Genomic DNA, 21,902 nt, shown 5'->3' on the forward strand with positions numbered 1-21,902 from the left:
TGAGCGGCTTTGCTTTTCCGCGCCGACGCCCCCACCTTCGGGAGCGATGAGCAAACGGAAAGACGTGGTCCCGCCGGAGCCGCGGGCCGAGCGTGCCTGGACTCGCGTGGAGGATTATACCGACCCCCGCGCGAGCTTCCGGCGCTATGCGTCGCGCGCGCGCCGGCGGGTCACGCCCGGTCGCGAACCGGCCGCTCCGCGCTTCAGCCTCGGCACCCTGCCGTTCGTCGTCCTCATCGTGCTGCTGGCGGTGCTCGCCGTCGGCATCTTCGTGTCCGCCATCCCGACCCGCGAAACCTTCCGCGCGCCCGAGCCGCGGCGCGAGCAGGGCACCGCGCCGCCGGGCTGGCTGCGCCGCGCCGGGATCACGCCCGACCGCTAGTCCTTCTTCGCCGCCGCGCCCTTCTTGCCGAGGATCGACTGCGCCTTGCACGAGGTACGGGGGTTCTTCTTGCCTTCCTTGTCGGCCGCCGCATTGGCGCGCTTGGCGGCGTGGCTGCCATGGCCCTTGGTCTCGGACATCGACGCGTTCCTCCTCGAAGCGAGCCATTTGAACGGCCCGCGCACGAAAAAGGGGCCGGCGCGGGCCGACCCCTCTCTCTCCTTCGCTCCAGCGAAAGGCTTAGCGGCAGTTCACCTGGCCGCGGTCGACCGACGAGCCGAGCGCCGCGCCGGCCGCGCCGCCGATGATCGTGCGCAGGGTCGACGAACCGCCGATCGGCAGGATGTTGCCGAGCACGCCGCCGGCCACGCCGCCGACGATCAGCCCGGTCGTGCCGTCCGAGCGGCGGCAGTAGTACTGGCCGTTCTGGCCGCGATAGACGCGGTCGTCGTAGCTCAGCTGGCGCTGCTGGTAGTTCTGGCCGTCGCGGTAGTAGCGGTCGGCATAATAGCCGCCGTAGGCGGGATCGGCCCGGTTGTAGTCGTAGTTGCGATAATTCTGCCAGTTGCCGCCGTCGCGGTAGCCGTTCGAGGCGTAGCCGTCGCGGTAGCCGTTCGACGAATAGCGGTTGGCGAAGCGGCGGCACTGGTTGAGGTCGCGGAAGCGCGCCCCGTCATAGCCGCGCGAACGCAGGTCCTGGTTGCACTGGCGGACCTGCTCGCGATAGCCGTAGTCGTTGCCATAGGGGGCATAGCCGTACTGCTGGGCGGCGGCCGGCGCGCTGGCGGCCATCGGGATGGCGACGGCGGCGGCGGCGGCCGCGAGAATGAACTTGGACATGGTGACTCCTCGATTTGCGTATCGGGTGGGTAACGAGCCGGGGCGCACGAATGTTGCGTGAACGGCAAACTACCCGCCGTTCAGCGGGCGGAAAGCCGCGGTTTCCTGCCGTTCCCGACGCAGCGAGAGCAGCACTCCGCCGGCCAGGATCGCGACCGTCACGCCGAGCGAGAGCAAGGGCGGCACCTTGTCGATGCCGAGCGCCTCGGCCGCGACGATCTTGCCGCCGATGAACAGGAGGATCAGCGCCAGCGCCGGCTTCAGCAGGGTGAAGCGGTCGACCGCCGCGGCCAGCGCGAAGTAGAGTGCGCGAAGCCCCAGCACCGCCATGATGTTGGAGGTGTAGACGATGAAGGGGTCGGTGCTGATCGCGAAGATCGCCGGGACGCTGTCGACCGCGAAGACGAGGTCGGCGAGGTTGACCAGCACCAGCGCGAGGAACAGCGGGGTCGCCGCCCAGCGCGCCGCCGTGCCGGTGCGGACGAAGAAGCGCTCGCCGTGGAGCTCGGGCGTGACCCGCAGCCGCCGTGCCAGCCAGGCGACCTTCGGGTCCTGCGCGAGGTCGTGCGGCTTGTCCGCGGCGAACAGCATCTTCGCGCCGGTCAGGATGAGGAAGGCGGCGAACAGCAGCAGCACCCATTCCGCCTCGGCGACGAGCGCCGCGCCGGCCCCGATCATCAGCCCGCGCAGGAGGATCGCGCCGACGATCCCCCACACCAGCGCCCGCTGCTGAAAGCGCGGCGGGATGGCGAGGAAGCCGAAGATCAGCGAGATGACGAAGACATTGTCGATCGACAGCGCCTTCTCGACGAAATAGCCGGTGTACCAGGCGAGCCCGTCGGCGGCGCCCTTGCTCGCCCACACCCAGCCGCCGAAGGCGAGCGCGACGGCGACGTAGAAGGCGGACAGGCGCAGGCTGCGGGCGACCCCCATCGCCTGCTCGCGGCGGTTGAGCACGCCGAGGTCGAAGGCGGTGAGCGCCGCGACCAGCGCGAGGAAGGCGAGCCAGAACCAGGCCGGGGTACCCAGCCAGGAGGCGGTTGAAAGGTCCATCGGTGCAAATCCTCTGCCGTCGGCCCGCCCGGCCAGGGCGCAGGCGGGCACGCGCCGTCCGACATCACGCGGCGCCGCTCGTCGCGGCCTCGCGCCAGAGGGGCCCGGACGGCCATGGTGAAGGTCGGCGCCGCCGGCCCGGTCGCGGGCCGGCGGTCGCCTCTAGTCGAACAGCTCCTCGAGGAAGCTCTTGCGGCGCTTGTGGTGGCGCGGCGACGGGCCCAAGGGCGAGGGCGCCGCGGCGACCGGCACCGCGGCCGCCGGGGCGGTCGCCGCGCTTCGCTCGATGATCTTGTCGAGCTCGCCGCGATCGAGCCACACCCCCCGGCAGGAGGGACAATAGTCGATCTCGATCCCCTGCCGCTCGCTCATGCTGAGCGGCTCCGAACAGCTCGGGCAGCGCATCGTCGTCACTCCTCCCGCTGGCCCATGAAGCTCAGCAGCAGCTGGAACAGGTTGATGAGGTTGAGGTAAAGCGACAGCGCGCTGAACAGCGCCAGTTTCTCGGTCTCGCCGCTGCCGGCGTAGGCGAGATACTCGCCCTTCGCCCGCTGGGTATCCCACGCGGTCAGCCCGGTGAATACCACCACGCCGATCAGGCTCACCGCCAGCTGCAGCGCGCTCGACCCGACCAGCAGGTTGATGAGGCTGGCGACGATGATCCCGAGCAGGCCCATCATCAGGAAGCTGCCCATGCGGGTGAGGTCGCGGTTGGTGGTGTAGCCCCACAGGCTCATGCCGAGGAACATCACCGCCGCGCTGGCGAAGGCGAGCGCGATGCTCTGCCCGGTGAAGACCAGGAACAGGCTCGCCATGCTGACGCCCATCACCGCCGCGAAGCCGTAGAAGGCGGCGCGGACCTGTCCGCTGCTCATCCGCTCGAAGCGGAAGCTCATGAACATGACGAAGGCGAGCGGGGCGAACATCGCCACCCACTTGAGCGGGGTGCCGAAGATCAGCGCGGCGAGCGGCGGGGTCGCCGCGACGCCGAGCGCGACGGCGGCGGTGACCAGCAGCCCGACGCCCATGTGCCGGTAGATCGACAGCATGTGGCGGCGGAGCCCGGCGTCGACGCCAACGCCGGCCCCGCGGCCGAGGGGCGCGGGGCCGCGGAGGGCGGGGTCATGAAGCGGGTTCATGGCTCAGGCACTCCTCGGCTGGAGGCTGGTGCGGTGGATCAGGTCCTTGACCCTGAGCTTCAGCTTCTTGAGCCGGGCGACCTGGAACGGGTCCTGCCAGCGCCGCCGCTGCTCGCTGCGGAGGGCGGCGTCGATCCGCTGGTGAACCTCCGTCAGCCGGTAGATTCGCGGGTTCATCATCGTGTCTCCTCGTCAAACCAAAGGGTTCGATCGGAGATCCGGTGGCCTGATGAGGGAGGGAAAGGACCCGCCAGACGCACCGGAATCTCCGATGCGGTCCGACATCACGTGGCAGGGCTCCCGTCTGGGAAGCCGCGCCGCGCCAGAGGGGCCCGGTCCGCCTCCAATATCTGGTGCAGCTCTGCTCGCGCTTCAACCCCGATGCGACGAACCGTTATGCTGGCCGCCTGCCTGTCCCGTGGCGGGATTTCCCCTCGGGGGCGCCGCGGGAAGCGTGGCTCGCGGCTCACGCCTCGTCGCAAAATCCACTCTTAACCCGCATTTACCCGCTTGCGTCTCTCGCTACCTATGGCACTATATGTCGTAGCAGGTCGGGGGACGCTCTCTACACATTGTGTCTGAACCGGGGAGCACCATATTCCCGGGATGAGCTTCCTCATGCCCTGTGGATATCGGGGATGGGCGCCAGAAAAGGCGCGCGGCCCGCTCGAAAAGGACTAGGCTCGGGCCGTTCACCCGAGTCGAACGTTTAGGGAACGACGGGCCGCCCACGGGGGCCCTGAAGGACGGAGAGGCGTATGGATTTCGCAAGCGGCAACAACGTTCCGAGCGACGATACGGCGATCGCCGGCTCGTCCAAGGCGATCGATTCGCGCCGGTTCGAGGTCACCACCGACGCCTCGCGCGACGCGCTCCTTACCGACTTCGGCAAGGAAACCCTGAAGGACCGCTACCTGCTTCCCGGCGAATCCTACCAGGACCTGTTCGCCCGCGTCGCCGCCGCCTACGCCGACGACGCCGGGCATGCCCAGCGCATCTACGACTATATCTCCAGGCTCTGGTTCATGCCGGCCACCCCGGTCCTGTCCAACGGCGGCACCGGCCGCGGGCTGCCGATCAGCTGCTACCTCAACAGCGTGTCCGACAGCCTCGACGGCATCGTCGGCACCTGGAACGAGAATGTCTGGCTCGCCTCCAAGGGGGGCGGCATCGGCACCTACTGGGGCCACGTCCGCGGCATCGGCGAGCCGGTCGGCCTCAACGGCAAGACCAGCGGGATCATCCCCTTCGTCCGGGTGATGGATTCGCTGACCCTCGCCATCAGCCAGGGTTCGCTCCGCCGCGGCTCGGCCGCCTGCTACCTCGACATCTCGCATCCCGAGATCGAGGAGTTCCTCGAGATCCGCAAACCCTCGGGCGACTTCAACCGCAAGGCGCTCAACCTGCACCACGGCGTGCTGATCACCGACGAGTTCATGGAAGCGGTCCGCGACGGCTCCGAGTTCGCGCTGCGCAGCCCCAAGGACCAGTCGGTCCGCGGCACGGTCGACGCCCGCTCGCTGTTCCAGAAGCTGGTCGAGACCCGGCTGGCGACCGGCGAGCCCTACATCATCTTCATCGACCAGGTGAACCGGTCGATGCCCAAGCATCACCGCGACCTCGGGCTCAAGGTCACCACCTCGAACCTCTGCTCGGAGATCACGCTGCCGACCGGCCGCGACCATTTGGGCGCCGACCGCACCGCGGTCTGCTGCCTCTCCTCCCTGAACCTCGAGACGTGGGACCAGTGGAACGGCGACAAGGCGTTCATCGAGGACGTCATGCGCTTCCTCGACAATGTCCTGTCCGACTATATCGCCCGCGCGCCGGACGAGATGGCCCGCGCCAAGTATAGCGCCGAGCGGGAACGCTCGGTCGGCCTCGGCGTGATGGGCTTCCACAGCTTCCTCCAGGCCCGCGGCCTCCCCTTCGAGGGCGCGATGGCCAAGTCGTGGAACCTGCGCATCTTCAAGCACATCAAGGCGCAGGTCGACGAAGCCTCGATGCAGCTGGCGGTCGAGCGCGGGCCCTGCCCCGACGCCGCCGACATGGGGGTGATGGAGCGTTTCTCGTGCAAGATGGCGATCGCGCCGACCGCGTCGATCTCGATCATCTGCGGCGGCACCTCGGCCTGCATCGAGCCGATCCCGGCCAACATCTACACCCACAAGACGCTGTCGGGCAGCTTCTCGATCCGCAATCCCTATCTGGAAAAGCTGCTGATCGAGAAGTCGAAGAACAGCGAGCAGGTGTGGAACTCGATCCTCGAGCAGGGCGGCTCGGTCCAGCACCTCGACTTCCTCAGCCAGGAGGAGAAGGACAGCTACAAGACCAGCTTCGAAATCGACCAGCGCTGGCTGATCGAGCTCGCCGCCGACCGCACGCCCTACATCGACCAGGCCACCTCGCTGAACCTGTTCATCCCGGCCGACGTCGACAAGTGGGACCTGATGATGCTCCACTTCCGCGCCTGGGAGCTGGGCATCAAGTCGCTCTACTATCTCCGCTCCAAGTCGGTGCAGCGCGCCGGCTTCGCGGGCGGGGTGGAGGCGGACAACACCGTCGAGGCGCCCAAGTACGAGCTGGCGTCCTCCACCGACTATGACGAATGCCTCGCCTGCCAGTGATCCCCTGGATCAGCGGCGCGAACATTTCCGCGAGACCATGAACTGAGGCCCGGCGCGAGACCCCGCTCCGGGCCTTAGCCGTTCCGCTTCACATAGGCGTCCGGGTCGCGGTCGTGCGGCGTGACCCCGCGCCCGGTCAGGTGCGCGGAGCCGAAGGCGATGAAGTCCACCCCCAGCCGGTGGCGCAGCTCGCGATCCGCGTCGCGGCGGAAGTCGGTCAGCCCCTGCCGTTCCTCCTCCGCCAGATGGTCGCTGTTGGCCTTGTTGGCGGCCGCCACCGCCTCGATCCACTCGGCCGAGCCCGGCTCGTGCTCGTCGACCGCCGCAGCGGCGTCGCGGATCTCGTTATGGTCCTTGATCGCGTCGCGGGTTTCGTCCTCGGGGGTCTCCCCGTCGGCGCCCTTCCCCAGCTTCAGCAGCGCGGGATAGAAGAGCCGCTCCTCGGCCAGCGCATGGACGTCGAGCAGCACGCGCAGCCGCTGCCACACCGCCTTCAATCCTTCCGGATTGCCGCTCCCCATTTCCTCGATCAGCCCGAACAGCCGCCGCTGCTCCTGGTGGTCGTCGGCAATCAGCTGCACAATGTCCATGGTTAGTCTCCTCCCCGCCGAACGCGGGCCGGAGCGCAAGGGTTCACGCCGCCGGTCGGTCGAACAGCAGCCGCGCCGCCGCCGCGCCGAGCGCCGCGCCGCCGAGCTGGGCGACGATGAACATCGGGACGTCGCGCGGGGCGATCCCGGCGAAGCTGTCGGTGAGGCTCCAGGCGACGGTGATCGCCGGGTTGGCGAAGCTGGTCGAGGAGGTGAACCAATAGGCCGCGGCGATGTAGAGCGCGACGGCCGCCGGCACCGCGGCGGGGCGCTGCCGGACCGTGCCGAGGATGGTGAGGACCAGCCCGAAGGTCGCGAGCAGCTCGCCCAGCCACTGCCCGGTGCCGCTCCGCGCCTTGGCCGACAGCTGCAGCAGCGGCAGCTCGAACATCAGGTGCGCCGCCAGCGCGCCGAGCGTCCCGAGCGCCAGCTGCGCGGCGACATAGGCCGCCGCCTCGCCCCCCCCAACTCCCGCCGCGCCGCCGCGACCAGGCTTACCGCCGGGTTGAAATGCGCGCCCGAGATCGGCCCCAGCATGGTGATCAGCACGAACAGCATCGCCGCGGTCGCCGCCGTGTTGCCGAGCAGCGCGACCGCGTCGATCCCGCCCGCGAGCCGCTCGGCCATGATCCCCGAGCCGATCACGCAGGCGAACAGCAGGAAGCTGCCCAGCCCCTCGGCGGCGAGCCGGCGGGCGAGACCCGGCGCCGCGCTCACCCCGGTCGCCGCCCGTCCGCGCCGACCACCGCCTCGCCGTCCTCCTTGGCAAAGGCGCCCTGCTGCGCCGGCAGGAGGTCGAGCACCCGCTCCGACGGGCGGCACAGCCGGACGCCCAGCGGGGAGACGACCAGCGGCCGGTTGATCAGCGCCGGGCTCGCGGCCATCGCGTCGAGCAGCGCCTCGCCGCTCGCTCCCGGGTCGTCAAGCCCGCGCTCGGCCGCGTCGGTGCCCTTGGTCCGCAGCAGCTCGCGCGGGGTCAGCCCGGCGCGCTCGACGAGGCTCGCCAGCAGGGCGCGGCTCGGCGGCGTCTTGAGATATTCCACGACATGCGGCTCGACGCCCGCGTTGCGAATCATCGCCAGTGTGTTGCGCGAGGTCCCGCAGTCCGGGTTGTGGAAGATGATGACGTCCATCGCGCTTCCTTCGCCGGCGATCGTTGCAGTTTGATGACGGTCCGCGTCTCCCCGGCTCAGGACGGGTCGCCGACCTCCCCTTCCTCCTCCCCGTCGCGCCAGCGCAGCAGGTCGAGGACGAACAGGATGACCTGCGGGATGAAGGCGATATGGCCCGCGAACCAGTGGATCTCGCCCGCGCCCGAGCGCCACGCGACGAGCAGCGCGTAGCAGAGGAGGAAGGAGGCGCCGTGCGCGATCGGCACCTCACGCAGCCCGAGCCCGCGCCCGCGCAGCAGCCGCAAGACGCCGCGGCTGGCCAGGAAGGCCGCCCCCGCCGCCAGCGCCAGCGTCGGCCAGAACTCGCTCGCGGCCAGGACATGCATCGCCCGCTCCCCGGAAGATCGGACGGTCATAACAGCTGCGCAACGACCTGTCTCGCCCGGCGGCTCAGGCGCTCCGCCCGCGCAGAAGCGCCAGATGGTAGGCCGCCGCCTCCGCACTCGCCGCGCTCCGCTCATACTCGGCCCAGCACCAGGTCGCGACGCACAGGCTGCGCAGCTCGCCCATCAGCCGAAGCAGCCGCGGCTCCGCCGCGGGGAAGCGCGGCCAGGCCGTCGCGGGCAGGCTGGCGACGTCCCACTCGAGCGGCCCACGGCAGGCGGACTCGAAGTCGAGCCACACCGCGCCGGCCGCACCCACCAGCACGTTGCCGAGGTGCGCGTCGCCGTGCAGCGGCCGGTCGCGACCGCCAGCCACCCCGATCGCGCGCCCGAGCCGCTCCACCTCCCGCGCGAGGAAGGCGCGGTCGGCGGCCGCCAGCCGCGGCGTCCGCGCCGGGTCGGCGAGGATGGCGGCGCAACCCTCGAGCTTGTCCGCGAGCGGTGGCAGCGAACCCGCGAAATCGTCCAGCGCGGCATGGACAAGGACCAGCGCGTCCGCCGCGGCCCGGATTTCCGCCGCCGTCTCCGCCGTTCGGCCCTCCACCAGCGCCCACAGCGTCACGCCGCAGCCCGCGCCCTGCCACGGCCGGTCCGCCGCCGCCGCCGCCGCCGCCGCCGCGAACGGGCGGACCGCCGGCGCGCCCCGCTCGGCCAGGTGCCGCGCCACCGCCAGCTCGCGCGCGAGCCCCGCGTCCGACCCGTCGAACGAGCCGCCCGACGCCACCCGCGCGACCACCGGCCAGGGATCGAGCCGGAAGCTGCTGTGGTGGCCGAGGTGGAGCAGCTCGGGCCGCGCCGCCGCCAGCCCCGCCGCCGCGCCCGCCGCCCTCGCCGCGGCGAGCTCCTCGGCCAGCGGCCGCCGCTCCCCGCCCGTCGTCATTTCCGCCCGGGGCTGATGAGCCCGGCGCCGTCGCTCCTCGCCATCCTGTCCGCCACTCCCGCGCCCCCCCGCCGCCGGCGCTTCCGCCCGGGCGGCTAGGCCGCCACCGTCCCGTCCAGCGCGCCGCGTACCGCCGCGTCGAGCGCCTGCGAGCGGAACGGCTTGGCGAGCAAAGGCGCGGCCGGCGCGACCCGCCGGATCTCCTCGGTGTCGCTGTAGCCCGAGACGAACAGGATCGGTTGGCCCGGCCGCCGCCCGAGCAGCGCCTTGGCGACCTCGGCGCCGTTCATGCCCGGCATGGCGAAGTCGAGCACCACCAGGTCCGGCGCCTCCTGCTCGAACGCGTCCAGCGCCGCCGGCCCGTCGCCCGCCTCGCGCACCGCATAGCCGAGGTCGTCCAGGGTCACCGCGATGAAGTGGCGGACGTCGGCGTCGTCGTCGACCACCAGCACCCGCGCCTGATTGCCGTCGCGCGCCTCCAGCCGCGGCCCGTCGGCCGAGATTGCCTCGTCCTCCTCGGAGCGGCGGAAATAGAGGCGGACGGTGGTGCCTTCGCCCGCCACGCTCTCGATCCGCGCGGTGCCGCCTGACTGGCGCGCGACCCCATAGACCATCGACAGCCCGAGCCCGGTGCCCTTGCCGACTTCCTTGGTGGTGAAGAAGGGATCGAACGCGCGCGCCTTCACCTCCTCGCTCATTCCCGTCCCGCTGTCGGCGATCGACAGCTCGACATAGTCGCCGTCCTCCAGCTCGGAATCGCCGCGCACCGTCAGCTGCACGCTGCGGAACAGCAGCCGCCCGCCCTCCGGCATCGCGTCGCGCGCGTTGATCGCGAGGTTGAGCACGGCGAGCTCGAGCTGGGTCGGGTCGGCCATCACCGTCACCGGGTCGCCGTCGAGGTCGAAGTTCTTGACGATCCCCGGCCCGAGCACGTTGCGCAGCAGCGGTCGCATGTTCTCGATCAGAGGCGCGACCTTGACCGGCTTGACCTCCAGTCGCTGGACCCGGCTGAACGCCAGCAGTTGCGCGGTCAGCCGGGCGCCGCGCTCGGCCGCCTCCAGCGCGTTGCTCGCGTAGCGCAGCAGCCGCGGGTCCTCGACCCGCTTCTTGATGAGGTCGAGCCCGCCGACCACCACCGTCAGCAGATTGTTGAAGTCGTGCGCGATCCCGCCCGTCAGCTGGCCGAGCGCCTCCATCTTCTGCGACTGGCGGAGCTGCTCCTGCGCCGCCTTCAGCTCGGTAATGTCGCGCGCCTCGAACAGGATGTAGGTGACCGCCCCGTCCTCCCCCGCGACCGGGCGCAGCGAGATGTCGAGGTGCGCCGTCGCCTGGCCGTCGCGCGCCATCTCGATCTGCCGGCTGAACTCGCCCCCGCGCGCCGCCACCGCGACCGCGTCGACCAGCAGCTCGTGGTGCTCGGGGAACAGGGTCATCGTCGGGCTGTCCCAGATCTTCTGCCCGACCGCCTGCTCGGGGCGGGGGTCGCGCCAGTCGCTCTGGGTGCGGTTGAGCTGGACCACCGTGCCGTCGGGCTTCAGCAGCGCGATGATCTCGCGCACGCTGTCGAAGATGCCGCGCAGCCGCGCCTCGTTCTCGCCCAGCTCCGCGGTCTGCGCCGCGACCTGCCGGCGAAGCTCCAGCTCGGCCTCCTTGGCGACGGTGATGTCGAACCCGGCGCCAATGAAGCCGACCAGTTCGCCGTCGGGGCCGTAGCGCGGGCTGGACACGCTGCGCAGCCAGCGCCACGCGCCGTCGGCGCGGCGGAACCGGCCCTCGAGCGTGAAGGGCTGGCGCGACGCCTCGCCTGCCAGGCTCTCCTGCGCGATTCGCGCGAAATCGTCGGGATGGATCCACGCCTTCCAGTCGTGGCGGTGGACCTCGTCCGGCCGCAGCCCGGCGAAGTCGAGATAGGCCTGGTTGACGAAGTCGCGGCTGCGGTCGAGCCGGGTCACCCACATCAGCACCGGGGCGAAGTCGGCGATCCGCCGGAACCGCGCCTCGCTTTCCTTGAGCGCGCGCTCCGCCACCCGCTGCTCGGTGACGTCCTGGATGATGACGACGATGCTCTCGACCTCGCCCGACGAGCCCGTCTGCGGGATATATTCGCTCTGCACCGCGAGCAGCCCGCGACTGCGATGCTCGAACTCGGAGGCGAACCACTGCCGCTGCCCGCCGAGCGCCGCGGCGAGCAGCGCGGAGCGGTTGGCGAACATTTCGTCGCCGAGGATCTCGCGCATCGAGCGGCCGATCAGCGCGCTTCGCGGCAGGTCGAAGAAGCTCGCCATCATCGCGTTGGCGAAGCGGTAGCGGAGATTGCGGTCGACCACCGCAATCGGCATCGGCAGCGCGTCCGCGACCGCCAGGATCTGGCTCGCGCTGAACGGCTCCATCGCCGCTCCAGGACTGTTCGCAACGCCCTTACCGCCGGCGCCTTCGTCCCCCGTCATGGCTCCGACTGTAGCGGCTTTTGCGGCTTGCGGAAGTGTCATGAGGCCATTTGCGCGCCGGTGCGTTCAACCATCATATCAGTAACGGAGAGCGTCATGAACGACATTGACCGCGACGACGACCGCATCGGCATCGACGAGGACCGCGCCGAAGGCAGCCTCAAGCAGACCGGCGGCAAGCTCAAGGAAGGCGCCGGCAGCCTGCTCGGCGACGAAAAGCTGAAGCACGAAGGCCAGGCCGACCAGGGCGAAGGCAAGCTCCAGAACGCCTGGGGCAGCGTCAAGGACAAGGCTCGCGAGGTGTTCGGCGACGACGATAAGGACCGCTAGTCCCGTCCCCCGATCCCCTTCGGGATCGATCGAACGAGAAGGGGTCCGGCGCCTGTCGCCGGGCCCCTTTTTGCTGCCTCGCGCTGCCTGCATTGCCGCTCCGCCGCTCGTCGCGGCGGGATCGCGTGCTAGGGTTAAACCCTTGAACCGGCACCCTATCTTGGCTCGATGACCCCCACCGACAAGCCTTTCGTCCTCGCCTTCGGCGACAGCCTGACCGCGGGTTACGGCCTTGCCCCCGCGGAAAGCTTCGCCGCCCGCCTCCAGCTCCTTCTCCGCCAGCGCTTCCCGGCCGCCGCGGTCCGCAACGCCGGCCTGTTCGGCGACACCACCGAGAGCGGCCGGGCGCGGTTGCCGCGGCTGCTCTCCGGCCTCACCCGCCGCCCCGACCTCGCGATCGTCGAGCTCGGCGCCAACGATCTCCTCCGCGGCATCCCCGCGGCGCGCAGCCGAGCCAACCTCGACGCGATCGTCGGCGATTTCGGCCGCGCCGGGATCCCCGTCCTGCTCGCCGGCTTCGAGGTGCCCCGCCTGCTCGCCGCGGTCGCCGGCCACTATGACGGGATCCACGCCGAGGTCGCCGCGCGCCACCGGGTGCCGCTCGCTCCCTTCTTCCCGCCGGGGGTGCTCGGCCGCCCCGGGCTGGTGCTCGCCGACGGGCTTCACCCCAACGCGCGGGCGATCGAGCAGATCGCCGCGGCCTTCCTCCCGGCGGTGCTGGCGGCGCTCGGCGACGACCGCAGCGAGGCCGCCTGAGCTGCCGCCGCGGTACCACCGATCAGGTCGCGCGGTTTACCTCGCGTTAAACGCGCCGGGCTAGGCCGGGAGGCTGTTCCTCCCTGCCCGGAGTCGTCCGATGTACCTGCGTCTCGTCTACATCAGCACCATGCGCCGCCCGCTCGACGAGGCGGAGTGCACCCAGATCCTCGCCGCCTCGCGCCGCAACAATGGTGCCGACGGGATCACCGGGCTGCTGGTCGCCGGCGGCAACCGCTTCCTCCAGCTGCTGGAAGGCCCGGCAGCGGTGGTCGAGCGCTGCTTCCACCGGATCGGCCGGGATCCGCGCCACTTCGCGGTGGTGACGCTCGACCGGCGCGAGACCAGCGAGCGGCAGTGCCCCGACTGGGCGATGGGCTTCCTCCCCGGCGGCTGCGCCGCCGACGGCGCCTCGCTCGGCGAGATCGTCGAGGCGCTGGTCGGCCCGATCGCGGACAAGAACCTCAAGGCCCAGTTCACCGGCTTCGCGCAGATCCAGAGCGCCGCCTGACCCCGGTCCTACCCCGCCGGTGAGGCCGCCGGCAGCCGTTCGAGCGGGGTGAAGGAGCGGTCGCGGATCCACTGCGAGAAGACCCATTTCTCCCCGTCGCGCGGCGGGTTGCCGGCGTGCAGCGTCAGCGGGTCGGGCCGTCCCGCCGGGTCGACATTGGCGAAGAACAGCGCGTCTCCGGTCCGCCCGCGGTGCCGCACGCCGATCGACGGGAACTCGGTCTCGCCGCCCGCATAATCCTCGTTGAGGAAGAGGAGGAAGGTGGCGATCCGCTGCCCGTCGGCGGCCGGGCTCGCCGGGCCGAGATAGTCGACATGCGCCTTGAACTGCTCGCCCGGCCGGTAGCGCAGCACCTGCGGCTTCTCGAACACCGGTAGCGGCAGCCGGGTCGCCGCGGCGATCCGCGCGCGGACCACCTGGGTCACCACGTCGAGGTCGTCGAGCTCGAGTTCGGCGCAGGCATTGTTGCGCAGCGGGTCGGTGCCGACCTCGCCCGTCGCCGGGTCGAACACCCGTGCCGGCCCGAGCGTCCCGCGTCCGCGCAGCCAGTCGCATTCCGCCGCGCTGGCGAACCCGGCGATGCTGCGCAGCCGCGGCTGCTCGCTCATCCGCACCGGCGCCGGAAAGCTCAGCAGCGCCGCGATGTCGGGGTCGCGCCGCTCGCCCGTTGCCGCGTCGCTCCCCAGCACCGCCAGTTGCGCCCCCGCCCGCTCGTCGCCACCATCGGCCGCCGCGCGGAGCAGCGTGAACGCCCGCGCCCAGTTCTGCGGCCGGCCCGCGCCGACCGCCTCGAGCACCGCCTCACTTGCCAGATCGCTTGCCGTCATCGCGCCGTCCTAGCGCGATGGGCCGGAAGGAGCCACCATCGCGGACGGCAGCCGCGGCCGACTTAACCGGCAACTTAACTTAAAGCATTTAATTGATGCTTGCTAAGTTCTTGTAACGGCAACAGGAAGGTCGCCCCTTCCCGTCGCGAGCCTCCCCCCTCATGACCCGCCATGTCCCGGTCCTCGCCGGGCAACCCCTTCGCGCGCCCTCGCTTCTCGCCCGTCCGGCCGTCCTGCCGCTGCTGATCGTCGCCGCGGGTCTCCTCCTGCGCCTGCTCTACCTGGCCCATTTCGGCCTCTACCCTTTCAGCCTCTACGAGGCCGACCGCGCCGCCGCCAGCGTCGCCACCAGCGGCGTGCTCGGCGACGCCTACCAGGTCGGGCAGGGCGCCACCGCGCATCTCCTCCCGACCACGCCGCTGATCGCCGGGCTGGTCTACCGCCTGCTCGGCGTGCACAGCCCGGCCGCGGAACTGCTGCTCGCGCTGCAGAGCATGCTGCTGGTCTCGGCCGGCTTCCTGCTCGCCTATCTGGCCTTCGCCCGGATCGGCACGCCGCGCGGGGCGCGCCTCGGCGCGCTCGCCTTCCTCTGCCTCCTGCCGACCAACTTCGAGCTCGAGACCTACTGGTTCAAGGCGTGGGAGGGCGGTCTCGCGGTCACGCTGGGCGCGCTCTACCTTGGGCTCCTGCTGCGCCTCGACCGCGCCGCCGCGCCGGGCGCCCGGGCGATCGCCGGCATGGCCGCGCTCGCCGCGCTCGCCTTCTTCGTCAGCCCGCAGATCGGCTGCGGCCTCTACGCCGCCACCCTCCTGTTCATGGCGACGCGCCTGCCGTGGCGCCGCTGGCCGCTGGCGATCGGCGCGGCGGTCCTCGCGCTGGCGCTCCTGATCCTTCCCTGGACGATCCGCAACGAACGGCAGTTCGGCGCCTTCATTCCGCTCCGCTCCAACTTCGGGCTGGAACTGGCGATCGCCTATCATCCGCTCGCGGTCCGCCCCGACCAGCGCGACGTCTTCGCCAACCGGGTCAACCAGATCCACCCCGCGCTGCCCGACAACTTCCGGCGGATGCGGGCGATGGGGGGCGAAATTCCCTACAACCAGGCGCTCGGTGACGGGGCCAAGGCCTGGATCGGCGCGCATCCGGGCGCGGCGCTGCGGATCGCCGGGCGGCACCTCGTCGAATTCCTCTTCCCGCCGCTGTGGTACTGGCAGCCGATCCCGCCCCCGCCCGACTGGCACCCCGACTCGCCCGCCAAGCTGCTGCTGAAGCGCGCCGAACAGTCGACCAGCTGGCTCGCCTACGGACTCGGCTTCCTCGGCGCCTGCTGGGCGCTCGCCCTCGGCGACCGCCGCCGGCGCTACGCCGCGCTGATGCTGGTGGTGACGATCCTCCCCTACGCCATGGTCCAGCCGACGCTGCGCTACCGCTACACCGCCCTCCTCCTCGCCACCTTCCTCGCCGCCGACCTCCTCGCCCAAGCCACCACCGCCGCGCGGGCGCAGTGGAGACCGTCGCGCCGGCCGGCCTGAACGACGCTGCCCACGCTCCCTGCGAGCCGTCGGGCCGCAACGGCAATCTGCGCCGCCCTGTCGCGACTGGCAGGAAGCTGACGTTCGCTATATTGCTGAAGCAATTGGCAGCTTGGTGAGTTTGCGTTGATGATGGTTGATGATGCCCGCGAGCAGGGTGCCTGCGGTCGTGCCGATGGCTGACCTCGAGCTTGCCCGCACCGACGCGCCGGCGGCGACGCCGGGGGTCACGATCGGTCTCGTCGCCTTCAACCAGGAGGATTATGTCCGCGAGGCGGTGCGCAGCGCGCTCGCCCAGGTCGGCCCGCCGGTCGAGATCATCCTGTCCGACGACTGCTCGAGCGACTCGACCTTCTCGATCATGGCCGAGGAGGCGCGCAACTATCGCGGTCCGCACCGGGTCCGCGCCCGCCGCGAAGCCGCCAATGTCGGGACCGTCCAGCACCTGATCAACGTCGCCCGGGAAGCTCGCGGCGATTTGCTCGTGGTCGCCGCGGGGGACGACATCTCCCATCCCAACCGGGCGGAGGCGCTCCACGCGGCCTGGGTCGAAACCGGCGCCGCAGCCCTGTCGTCGTGGCACGACGAGATCGACGAGGACGGCCGGCTGCTGCGCGGGGACGTGAGCTTCCCTTCATCTCCCTTCACCCAGAAGCTGTTCGCGGACGAGCCGCAGGCGCAGCGCGACGATGGCGTGGTCCCGACCGTGCCCGGCTTCTGCGCAGCCTATCCCCGTGCCTTCTGGGCCGACATGCCCGACCCGCCGGCCAAGCTCCTCGTCGAGGACGGTCTTGCCAGCGCGCTCATCCTGCTTCGCGGCGAGACGATCCACCGGGTTCCGGAAAGCCTCATCTCCTATCGCCTGCTCCCGCAGTCGCTGACCGTCCGCTCCGCAAGCGAGCGCGAGGAACTCCGCCGCCGCGAGGGCAAGATCAGTTCGAGTGGGCGCGAGCTCGTGGACCAGGTCGATTATACGCTCGCCGTCGCCCGGCGCAGCGGGCTGACCCTCCATCCCCGCACCGAGCGCTGGTTCCGGCGCGCGCGACTGCACGGACGGCTGACGTCCAACTTCTGGTCCGCCTCGCCCGGCAATCGCTGGGCGCGGCTGCTCCAGATGCGGACATCCTACGACGCCCGCTTCCTCCTTCCCCGGCTGCTCGGCTTCGGCGTGTTCGAGCGGATGCGACGCCTCGTTCTCCGCCGCAGCGGCTGAATCCCCGCCACCGCCCCCATCTTGCGACCCGGCGCGCGCTGGATAGTCTGCGCCCGCTCGCAAGAGGGGGGAAACCATGGCCAGCCTGCGCTTCGACGATCCGCTGTTCGCGACCTATGCCGTCGCCGCGACTCTGATGATCCTCAAGGTTATCGCCATGTCCTGGCTGACCGTAGTCCGGATGATCCGCGCCAACGGTGGCTTCCGCTCGCCCGAGGACCTGCGGCGGACCCCGCTCAACCCCCACCCGAGCCCCGCCCAGCTCGAACCCAACGACGGGGTCGAGCGGATCCGCCGGATCCAGCTCAACGATCTCGAGAATATCCCCTTCTTCCTTGCCGCGGGCTTCCTCTACATCCTGACCAGCCCCTCGCTGCTCGCCGCCCGGCTGCTCCTCTACGGCTATGTCGTCTCGCGGCTGCTCCACTTCCTCGCCTATCTGACCAAGCAGACCCACGAGGTTCGCGCCGCCCTGTGGACGGCGGGATCGCTGATCCTCCTCTACCTGACCGGCCGAAGCCTGCTCGCCGCGCTCGGGATCTGACGTGCCGGCGGGCCTCCCGCCTGACAGCTTGATCCTGACCGGAGCATCGCTCGGTTGGACGACCAGCCGCCGACGTCCACCCGCTCGGTCTCTACCCCGATGCTGGTCGTCGGCGACAGCGCCCGCTCCGCCTTCCCCAGCGCCGAGCCCGCCGGCGGCAGGTCGGGGAGCGGCGCGGCGCAGCCCCGGGGCTCCCCTCCCGACACAAGGTTGTTAACCCAACCGATTGTCCGCGGTTTAACGGATTCGGCGATAACCCGGATTCATGCTATTCGGAGTCGCAAGGAAGAGAGCGTACTCCAACGGGTGGGGACCCTGATGGAAAACGATGTAGCGTATCTGGAGCGACGGATCGCCCAGCAGGAAGAGCGTGTGACCACGGCAAGCCATGCCGCCGCGAGGCGCGCGCACCAGCAGCTCCTGTCCGGCTATCGCCAGCGGCTGCTCGACCTCGCCGTAAGGCCGATCGCCACCGCCCAGGCTCGTCCGCCATCCGGACGGCGGGACAACAGCAGGCCAACCGCAGCGGCATAGTCGTCGCCAGCGCCGCGCACGCCCGCGCCCGGAGCTTCCCGCCGCACGCGTCGCTCGACCACGGCGAACCGGATTGGCACGGGTTCTCGCGACGTCCATGCCTCTCACTCGCACTCTACTATCGTCCTACGGCGTGACGGACTGAGACCGCCCCTCGCACGCTCACTGTCCTACACATAACCATATAGGTTATCTCCTCCGCAGCCGCCGGCATCCCGCCGGCCATCTGCGAGGACCCGAGCCATGACCGTTCCGACCGCCCTGCCCGATGCAACCCCCGTCATCCCCGTCGTCTGCGACCGCTGCCGCGCCGAGGGGTTCGCCGGCAAGGACCGCTTCGGCGAGATCCGCGACCTCCTCTCCTTCGAGCCCGTCCCGCGCCGGGCCCATGCCGACGGCTGGCGGCCCGAGCATCAGCGCGCCTTCATCGCCGCGCTCGCCATCACCGGCTCCCCGCGCCGCGCCGCCCGCACCGCCGGCCGCCACGCCAACGGCGCCGAGCAGCTCCGCAACGCGCGCGGCGCCGCCGCCTTCGCCCGCGCCTGGGACGAGGCGCTGGCGCTCTACCGCGAGCGCGAGCTGCTCCGCCTCAAGGACAATCTCGACGCCCTCGCCGGCCAGGTCGAGCAGGAGCGCGCCGCGGCCCACGCCGACGGGATGGATCGCGGCGCCGCCCCCTGGTCGCGCCCCGCTGCCGCCGGCCGTCCCGCCGCGCCCGACCCCGACTTCCCCCTCGCCGACGACCCGCGCGGGATCTTCGTCGCCACCCTCAACGCCTACTGGATCAAACTCCGCGAGGAGCGCGAGGCCCGCCTCGACGGCCGCATCGCCGAGGCCGACTTCGCGCTCCGCCAGCTGACCTGGATCGAGGTCGCCGCCGACATCAGCATGCCCGACGAGGTCGAGCGGTGGATCGAAGCCCGCCGCGCCGGCACCCCGGCGATCGCCGCCGCCGCGACCGTGCTCAGCCTCGCCTTCGCCGACGCCCGCGCCCGCTTCTGGGCCGAGGCCGGCGCCCCTCACCGCCCGGTCCCGGTGCCGCACCGGCTGCTCGTCTGGCGCGACGGCGGGATCGCGCTCGAGGCCGACGACCGCTACTGCAGCGGCGGCGCGGAGAGCCTCGAGCAGCACGCCGCGCGCTGCACCGCCGAGCAGGCGGAGGCCGCCCGCCGCCAGGCCGCGTGGGAGCTCGGCCTGCTCGACACCGAGGACGCCGCGCTCCCCGACGGGTTCGAGATCCTCGAAGCGCCCGCCCCGGCGGACCCGCCGACGCCGGACGGTCCGCCCGCCCCCGCGGTCCCGACCCCGGCCAACGACGAGGACCGGCCGTGAGCCGCCCCCGCCGTCCCCGCCGCGGCGCCGGCCGCTCCGCCGCCGCCCGCGCCACCGTCGCCGCGCTCCTGACCCTCGGGGCCGAGCCGCCGCCCAACCGCGCCACCCTCGACTGCCGTGCGGCCCGGGTGGCCTGGTCGCGCGCCGCCGGCGCCCGCCTGCGCGAGCTCGACCAGGCCTGCGCCGCGGCCTGGGAGCGGCTGCTCGCCGACATCCCGCCCGACGACGAGGCGGCGCTCGCGGCCGTCCCCGAGCCGCCCGAGCAGGCGCTGCTCGACGCGCACCACGCGGCCATCCAGGCGATCCTCGATCACGACCGCTGGCCGCGCGAGGCCCACGCCCACGCCGTCTGACCATCCGCGAGCCGGCGGCGGCGGACCGCTGCCGGCCACCACCCGCCAGCCAACCCCGACAGGAGAGAAGAAGCATGAGCGACCGTCGCCCCACCATCCGGTTCCAGCGCCCTGGCCTCGAGCGCTGCGGCCGGCCCTCGCCCTGGACCCAGCGCCAGGAGGCCGAGAACGAGGCCCTCCGCCTCCCCACCGCGCCCGACCCCTATGGACCGATCGCCGAGGCCCAGGTCGAGGTCTTCGCCAGCTGGCTCCGCCACGTTTAAACCCTCACCCCCGCCTCGTCGCCGCCGGCGAGCGGGAGCGGGGCGAGCGGCGAGGCGGAGCCGGAAGCCTGACCCCCAGCCCCACCGCCAGCCACCCCCACCAGCCGCCGTCACCCCGGACTTGATCCGGGGTGACGGCTATGGCGTCAGCGCGGCGCCCTTGAACACATGGTCCCGGTGCCAGGCGAGGAAAGCGACGTCCGGCCAGTCGCGACGCTGCGCCGGGAACCGCGCCCTGCCGTCCGGCAGCAGGATCTTCCGCAGCCCGTCCACATCGTTGATGTGGTTGGACAGCAGCACCGTCCGGTCGTCCGCGAGGCTGAGCAAGCCGCGATCGAACATCCAGTGCACCGTGCCGGACAGCGCCAGCCCGTTTGGCACCACGTCGGGCCCCTTGGCGCCGACCGACTTGATATGCGCGGCCTCGACCTCGGCCCGGCCGCCGCCATTGATGAACTGGAAGCCCGTGAAGGCGCAGCGCCGGTCGTAGGCCTGAACGACCTTGGACCGGAACACACGGTCGCGCACCGTGCGCAGGGTCAGCATCTGCGTGCGGTGCTGCTCGAACGTGTATGGCGCACGCTCGTCGTGGAAGGCGTCGGCGGGCAGCGTGGCATCCGTTCGCGGCAACAAGTCGTCACCCGCCGTCAGGCCGAGCGCGATGATCCGGTTGAAGTCGGCATCCGGGATCGGCCGAACGGCGGCCTGCGCCCGGCCCGACACTCGGCCGCCGTCGTTCAACACGCTGCGCTCCGGATAGGAGCCGCCCGACTGGAACGGCACGTCGTGATCGAACGGCAGATAAGACCCCGGCTCGATCATCGCGAGATACATGGCGGAGGCGCTTGGATCAGGCACGATCCGCTGGACTCTACCGACCGCGTGATAGCCTCTGCGGCCCGCCTTCACCGGCTCCATGAAGATTACCCAATCGCCGACCATCTGGTTCGCGCGTGAGAGATAATCGCGAGGGAATTGGTAGACCTCCCACGGTCGATCTTCGTAGCGAGAGTCTTCGCGGAACAGGAATACGCCCTTGGTCATGGGGCGAAGCTATGCGGATGAGGGGCCCCGGTCGATGGCGTTTGTTTCGCAGATGCCGGCTTGTTGCCAACTGGCGGGCTGAAAAGATCCGTTCTTGGCCGCTCATACGGGCTCATGTGCGCCCCGAACGCGATTGCTGAGTTAAGTTACAATCGACAGCCGAAACTGGCCGAAAGCAGACCGTCCGCTTTGCGGCGCCAAGGCACCTTTCCCGCCATTCGTTCATCTCATCCGCCGGCGACCGCTCACGTCGAGCCCGATATTCTCACCCATGGCCGTTCTCCGTTCCGATGCCGATGCATGGGCTTGGCCCCCAGTCGTGAGCTCGCACTTTCTTCTACCGGGGAACAATCACCTTCCTCCAGGCCATCGCTGATCGAGGTAGCTCGCTCCCGCGATCACCCCATGTTCAGCTGACGCGCGAATGTCCGCTTACGACCCCCTGCCGACATTCGGCGACACCCGTCGATCGGCAGCTATCGGTGATTGCTGGCTCTCTCAGCGCGCTCCCGAAGGCGGACCTATCATGATCGGCGTTTCTGGCGCTCGGCAACCCGCGGAAAAGCTGGTGGCCGCTGGTGTCAAGCCAACTGATCTGGGCTCAATCGCTGTCGGCCTTCTCTATTGAGATCGCTTGACCGTTGCAGCTGCGCCCGTTGGTAGAACTGACGGCGCAAGGTCGATCGTCAAACGGGCCAATGAGCCGCTGATACTCGGCCTCCGCGAAACCGTATGTCTCAGCTGCAAGCGCCTCCAGTCGCGCACGGTCGCGTATTATGATCTGGCCACGCAGCGAGCGGATCGCCCCGTCGCTCTCCAGCGCGTGCAGCGCGTCCGTTATACTCGCCCGGCGCACTCCGAGCATGAAGCCCATCTCCTCGTGGGTAATGGTGACGACCTCGTCCGAGTGCACCCTATCCTGGTAAAGCAGGATCCAGCGCGCGGTGCGCTGTTCGACACAATGGATGAGGTTGGAGACGATGGTGCGCCCCATCTGCGCTGTGAAGCTGCTCGCGAAACGGAGCATCATTTCTCGGATACCGGGACGCCGTTCGGCAGCTTCGAGCAGCCGGGCGGCATCCACTCGCAGCACGCTACTGCTTTCTGCTACCACAGCGACGTCATACGACCAGCGGTCCTGGCCCATCAG

Annotated in this window: 26 protein-coding genes and 1 pseudogene; 12 read left to right on the plus strand and 15 right to left on the minus strand. The window is 70.6% G+C overall.

What is annotated here, in order from left to right:
• The first annotated feature begins 46 nt into the window (after positions 1 to 46).
• Positions 47 to 382 (plus strand): hypothetical protein, encoded by a 336-nt coding sequence (locus HMF7854_RS00255; protein WP_126717277.1) that lies wholly within the window; start codon positions 47 to 49, stop codon positions 380 to 382.
• Here the strand turns inward: HMF7854_RS00255 and HMF7854_RS15615 are convergent.
• The 6 genes from HMF7854_RS15615 to HMF7854_RS00280 form a co-directional block, all read right to left on the minus strand.
• Positions 379 to 522 carry a hypothetical protein gene (locus HMF7854_RS15615; protein WP_185829099.1) on the minus strand — a complete coding sequence of 48 codons (144 nt, stop codon included), beginning with the start codon at positions 520 to 522 and terminating at the stop codon, positions 379 to 381. The two genes, HMF7854_RS00255 and HMF7854_RS15615, sit on opposite strands and share 4 nt — an antisense overlap.
• A 100-nt stretch (positions 523 to 622) precedes the next feature.
• A complete protein-coding gene (locus HMF7854_RS00260; RefSeq protein ID WP_126717278.1) occupies positions 623 to 1,222 on the minus strand; it encodes a hypothetical protein in 600 nt (199 codons plus the stop codon).
• Positions 1,223 to 1,291: 69 nt separating this feature from the next.
• On the minus strand, positions 1,292 to 2,275 hold the full coding sequence (locus HMF7854_RS00265) for a TerC/Alx family metal homeostasis membrane protein (protein ID WP_126717279.1): 984 nt from the start codon (positions 2,273 to 2,275) through the stop codon (positions 1,292 to 1,294).
• A gap of 162 nt (positions 2,276 to 2,437) precedes the next feature.
• Positions 2,438 to 2,680, minus strand: coding sequence for a TFIIB-type zinc ribbon-containing protein (locus tag HMF7854_RS00270; RefSeq protein WP_126717280.1), 243 nt, complete (start codon positions 2,678 to 2,680; stop codon positions 2,438 to 2,440).
• A gap of 5 nt (positions 2,681 to 2,685) precedes the next feature.
• Positions 2,686 to 3,324 (minus strand): Bax inhibitor-1/YccA family protein, encoded by a 639-nt coding sequence (locus tag HMF7854_RS00275; protein WP_221766460.1) that lies wholly within the window; start codon positions 3,322 to 3,324, stop codon positions 2,686 to 2,688.
• A gap of 93 nt (positions 3,325 to 3,417) precedes the next feature.
• Entirely contained in the window at positions 3,418 to 3,594 is a 177-nt protein-coding gene (locus HMF7854_RS00280; protein ID WP_239016773.1) for a YdcH family protein, read from the minus strand.
• Between the two features lie 578 nt (positions 3,595 to 4,172).
• On the opposite strand from HMF7854_RS00280, the gene HMF7854_RS00285 reads away from it, so the two are divergent.
• Complete coding sequence (locus tag HMF7854_RS00285) at positions 4,173 to 6,041, plus strand: ribonucleoside-diphosphate reductase subunit alpha (protein ID WP_126717282.1); 1,869 nt, start codon at positions 4,173 to 4,175, stop codon at positions 6,039 to 6,041.
• A gap of 74 nt (positions 6,042 to 6,115) precedes the next feature.
• Here HMF7854_RS00285 and HMF7854_RS00290 read toward each other — a convergent pair whose 3' ends face one another.
• The 6 genes and pseudogenes from HMF7854_RS00290 to HMF7854_RS00315 form a co-directional block, all read right to left on the minus strand.
• Entirely contained in the window at positions 6,116 to 6,631 is a 516-nt protein-coding gene (locus HMF7854_RS00290; RefSeq protein WP_126717283.1) for a hemerythrin domain-containing protein, read from the minus strand.
• A 43-nt stretch (positions 6,632 to 6,674) separates the two neighbouring features.
• Positions 6,675 to 7,348: pseudogene (locus tag HMF7854_RS00295) on the minus strand (aquaporin).
• Positions 7,345 to 7,764 (minus strand): arsenate reductase (glutaredoxin), encoded by a 420-nt coding sequence (gene arsC / locus HMF7854_RS00300; RefSeq protein WP_126717284.1) that lies wholly within the window; start codon positions 7,762 to 7,764, stop codon positions 7,345 to 7,347. Before arsC ends, HMF7854_RS00295 begins: the two are co-directional and overlap by 4 nt.
• 56 nt (positions 7,765 to 7,820) lie before the next feature.
• Positions 7,821 to 8,129, minus strand: coding sequence for a hypothetical protein (locus HMF7854_RS00305; RefSeq protein ID WP_126717285.1), 309 nt, complete (start codon positions 8,127 to 8,129; stop codon positions 7,821 to 7,823).
• 64 nt (positions 8,130 to 8,193) lie between these two features.
• Positions 8,194 to 9,066: an aminoglycoside phosphotransferase family protein gene (locus tag HMF7854_RS16150; RefSeq protein ID WP_126717286.1), complete on the minus strand. Its 873-nt coding sequence runs from the start codon at positions 9,064 to 9,066 to the stop codon at positions 8,194 to 8,196.
• A 95-nt stretch (positions 9,067 to 9,161) separates the two neighbouring features.
• Positions 9,162 to 11,513 carry a hybrid sensor histidine kinase/response regulator gene (locus HMF7854_RS00315; protein WP_185829100.1) on the minus strand — a complete coding sequence of 784 codons (2,352 nt, stop codon included), beginning with the start codon at positions 11,511 to 11,513 and terminating at the stop codon, positions 9,162 to 9,164.
• Positions 11,514 to 11,609: 96 nt separating this feature from the next.
• Here HMF7854_RS00315 and HMF7854_RS00320 point away from each other — a divergent pair, with 96 nt between their 5' ends.
• From HMF7854_RS00320 to HMF7854_RS00330, 3 genes are all read left to right on the plus strand, one after another.
• Positions 11,610 to 11,843 carry a CsbD family protein gene (locus HMF7854_RS00320; protein ID WP_221766390.1) on the plus strand — a complete coding sequence of 78 codons (234 nt, stop codon included), beginning with the start codon at positions 11,610 to 11,612 and terminating at the stop codon, positions 11,841 to 11,843.
• A gap of 168 nt (positions 11,844 to 12,011) precedes the next feature.
• Positions 12,012 to 12,599: an arylesterase gene (locus tag HMF7854_RS00325; protein ID WP_126717288.1), complete on the plus strand. Its 588-nt coding sequence runs from the start codon at positions 12,012 to 12,014 to the stop codon at positions 12,597 to 12,599.
• Between the two features lie 100 nt (positions 12,600 to 12,699).
• The gene (locus tag HMF7854_RS00330) at positions 12,700 to 13,110 is read left to right on the plus strand and encodes a BLUF domain-containing protein (RefSeq protein WP_126717289.1); all 411 of its coding nucleotides are present in this window, start codon (positions 12,700 to 12,702) and stop codon (positions 13,108 to 13,110) included.
• An 8-nt stretch (positions 13,111 to 13,118) separates the two neighbouring features.
• On the opposite strand, the gene HMF7854_RS00335 is transcribed toward HMF7854_RS00330, so the two are convergent.
• Positions 13,119 to 13,937 carry a prolyl hydroxylase family protein gene (locus tag HMF7854_RS00335; RefSeq protein WP_126717290.1) on the minus strand — a complete coding sequence of 273 codons (819 nt, stop codon included), beginning with the start codon at positions 13,935 to 13,937 and terminating at the stop codon, positions 13,119 to 13,121.
• A gap of 161 nt (positions 13,938 to 14,098) precedes the next feature.
• Here HMF7854_RS00335 and HMF7854_RS00340 point away from each other — a divergent pair, with 161 nt between their 5' ends.
• The 7 genes from HMF7854_RS00340 (at position 14,099) to HMF7854_RS00370 (ending at position 19,708) form a co-directional block, all read left to right on the plus strand.
• On the plus strand, positions 14,099 to 15,469 hold the full coding sequence (locus HMF7854_RS00340) for a hypothetical protein (RefSeq protein WP_126717291.1): 1,371 nt from the start codon (positions 14,099 to 14,101) through the stop codon (positions 15,467 to 15,469).
• Positions 15,470 to 15,644: 175 nt separating this feature from the next.
• Entirely contained in the window at positions 15,645 to 16,682 is a 1,038-nt protein-coding gene (locus HMF7854_RS00345; RefSeq protein WP_185829101.1) for a glycosyltransferase, read from the plus strand.
• 76 nt (positions 16,683 to 16,758) lie between these two features.
• A complete protein-coding gene (locus tag HMF7854_RS00350; protein WP_126717293.1) occupies positions 16,759 to 17,226 on the plus strand; it encodes an MAPEG family protein in 468 nt (155 codons plus the stop codon).
• A gap of 318 nt (positions 17,227 to 17,544) precedes the next feature.
• The gene (locus tag HMF7854_RS00355; protein WP_126717294.1) at positions 17,545 to 17,760 is read left to right on the plus strand and encodes a hypothetical protein; all 216 of its coding nucleotides are present in this window, start codon (positions 17,545 to 17,547) and stop codon (positions 17,758 to 17,760) included.
• Between the two features lie 243 nt (positions 17,761 to 18,003).
• Entirely contained in the window at positions 18,004 to 19,092 is a 1,089-nt protein-coding gene (locus HMF7854_RS00360; protein ID WP_126717295.1) for a hypothetical protein, read from the plus strand.
• Positions 19,089 to 19,445 (plus strand): hypothetical protein, encoded by a 357-nt coding sequence (locus HMF7854_RS00365; RefSeq protein WP_126717296.1) that lies wholly within the window; start codon positions 19,089 to 19,091, stop codon positions 19,443 to 19,445. Before HMF7854_RS00360 ends, HMF7854_RS00365 begins: the two co-directional genes overlap by 4 nt.
• 74 nt (positions 19,446 to 19,519) lie before the next feature.
• The gene (locus HMF7854_RS00370; protein ID WP_126717297.1) at positions 19,520 to 19,708 is read left to right on the plus strand and encodes a hypothetical protein; all 189 of its coding nucleotides are present in this window, start codon (positions 19,520 to 19,522) and stop codon (positions 19,706 to 19,708) included.
• 138 nt (positions 19,709 to 19,846) lie between these two features.
• On the opposite strand, the gene HMF7854_RS00375 is transcribed toward HMF7854_RS00370, so the two are convergent.
• Together HMF7854_RS00375 and HMF7854_RS00380 are read right to left on the minus strand one after the other, a co-directional pair.
• On the minus strand, positions 19,847 to 20,752 hold the full coding sequence (locus tag HMF7854_RS00375) for an HNH endonuclease (protein ID WP_126717298.1): 906 nt from the start codon (positions 20,750 to 20,752) through the stop codon (positions 19,847 to 19,849).
• Between the two features lie 601 nt (positions 20,753 to 21,353).
• Complete coding sequence (locus tag HMF7854_RS00380) at positions 21,354 to 21,899, minus strand: Crp/Fnr family transcriptional regulator (RefSeq protein WP_126717299.1); 546 nt, start codon at positions 21,897 to 21,899, stop codon at positions 21,354 to 21,356.
• Positions 21,900 to 21,902 lie beyond the last annotated feature (3 nt).

The organism is Sphingomonas ginkgonis (assembly GCF_003970925.1).
GTDB classification, from domain to species: Bacteria; Pseudomonadota; Alphaproteobacteria; order Sphingomonadales; family Sphingomonadaceae; genus Sphingomicrobium; species Sphingomicrobium ginkgonis.